Annotated in this window: 3 protein-coding genes; all 3 read left to right on the top strand. The window is 46.7% G+C overall.

Annotated elements, in window-relative coordinates:
• Positions 1-437: baseplate assembly protein (locus PROVRUST_RS18545; RefSeq protein ID WP_006816456.1), on the top strand; the 437-nt coding region annotated here is incomplete at its 5' end.
• Complete coding sequence (locus tag PROVRUST_RS18540) at positions 430-1041, top strand: phage tail protein I (RefSeq protein ID WP_006816455.1); 612 nt, start codon at positions 430-432, stop codon at positions 1039-1041. The genes PROVRUST_RS18545 and PROVRUST_RS18540, both read left to right, overlap by 8 nt.
• Positions 1038-1835 (top strand): phage tail protein (locus tag PROVRUST_RS19670; protein WP_006816454.1); only part of this gene is annotated, 798 nt, incomplete at its 3' end. The genes PROVRUST_RS18540 and PROVRUST_RS19670, both read left to right, overlap by 4 nt.

Raw genomic sequence — 1835 nt, 5'->3', positions numbered from 1 at the left:
CCTCAGTGATTAGTCCATCCCCCGCTTGTGTGACAGTGACAGTTTTGTCGCGGGAGGGTAATGGTGTCGCGCCAGCAGATTTAATTGAAATCGTTGATGTAGCTTTAAATGATGAAGATGTGCGCCCTGTTGCTGATCGAGTGACCGTGCAGTCTGCTGAAATTGTTGATTATGAAATCGTCGCGAAAATTTATTGTTATCCATCCCCTGAATACGAGCCGATTATGGAAGCGGCAGAAGCACAACTAAAACACTATACCAACCAACAACACAGGTTAGGGCGTGACATTGTGTTGAGCGCGATTTATGCCGCTTTGCATGTTCAAGGTGTGCAACGTGTTGAGCTAATTTCACCAAAGGCAGATATCAAACTCGATAAGACGCAAGCCAGTTTTTGTACTGGAATAAATGTTGAGCTGGGTGGCTCGGATGAATAGACGTTTACTGCCAGTTGGGTCGTCAGCATTAGAACTTGCCGCTGGTGAGGCTTTAGCTGAAATAGAACGGGTGCCGATCCCCATTCGTATTCTATGGAGTCCTGATAAATGTCCGGTGCATTTGCTGCCGTATCTGGCATGGGCATTCAGTGTTGACCGGTGGGATAAAAACTGGACAGAGAAAGCCAAGCGCGACGCGATTAAGGCGGCAATGTTTATTCATAAGCACAAGGGCACAATCGGCGCTCTACGCCGTGTTGTTGAACCATTGGGTTATTTGATCCGTGTGATTGAGTGGTGGAAAACCAACGAAACCGCCGGCACGTTTCGTCTTGATATTGGTGTATTGGAAACCGGTATTACCGAAGAAATGTATCGAGAGCTAGAAGCGCTTATTTACGATGCAAAGCCAGCCAGCCGGCATCTTGTCGGGCTAACGATTCAGCTTGAAACCAAAGGAAATATTTTTTGTGCTGCGGCGAGTTATGGCGGGGATGAACTGACGGTTTATCCATACACGCCAGATGTAATTAGTGTCGGTGGTGTTATTTCCACAGGGGCAGCAGTCCATGTTATTGATGAAATGAGGGTTACTCTACAATGAAATATTTTGCATTGCTCACTACCTATGGTGAGAAAGTGCTTGCAGAGGCGACAGCTCTCGGCACAAAAATCGAATTGACACATATGTCAGTTGGTGATGGTGGCGGTTCATTGCCGGCACCGGACACCAAGCAAACGAAACTCATTAATGAACGCCGCAAGGCGGCGATTAATACCTTGTTCATTGATCCATTAAACCCGAATCAAATTATTGCAGAACAGGTTATTCCTGAGAATGAGGGCGGTTGGTGGATCCGTGAGATTGGGCTATTTGATAAATCAGGGGCATTAGTTGCTATTGCCAACTGCCCAGAAACCTATAAGCCGTTATTGGTTGAAGGGTCGGGGCGTACTCAAACAATTCGAGTGGTTCTCATTGTCAGCCACACTGAGTCAGTCACTCTTAAAATTGACCCGACAGTCGTATTAGCAACTCGTAAGTATGTTGATGATGCTATTGAAGTTTTAGATAAAAAAATAAAAGAACTCACAGCGAAAGATGTTGGCGCGGTACCGACAACAGATGTTGTCCAAAGTACAGGGCAATCAACTACCCAGATAATGAGTCAGAAGGCGGCGACTACCGCGATAGCGGATGCAAAGAAAGCTGGAACAGATGCACAGAATGCGGCTAACTCAGCAGCTAGTGCGGCAAGCGCAGCTCAATTATCTGCAAATTCAGCGGCAAGTGCTGCGAGCAATGCCAATAGCAACGCTAATGACCGTCTGCCTAAAACTGATGTTGTTCAAAGTACAGGGCAGTCAACGACTCAGGTTATGAGTCAAAAGGCGGCG

It is taken from the genome of Providencia rustigianii DSM 4541, from assembly GCF_000156395.1.
GTDB lineage: Bacteria > Pseudomonadota > Gammaproteobacteria > Enterobacterales > Enterobacteriaceae > Providencia > Providencia rustigianii.
This window is presented reverse-complemented; position numbering and strand designations above follow the sequence as displayed.

Bases quoted from the DNA above. Each gene is read 5' to 3' on its own strand.
- PROVRUST_RS18540 (WP_006816455.1), top strand. From the start codon at position 430: ATGAATAGACGTTTACTGCCAGTTGGGTCGTCAGCATTAGAACTTGCC.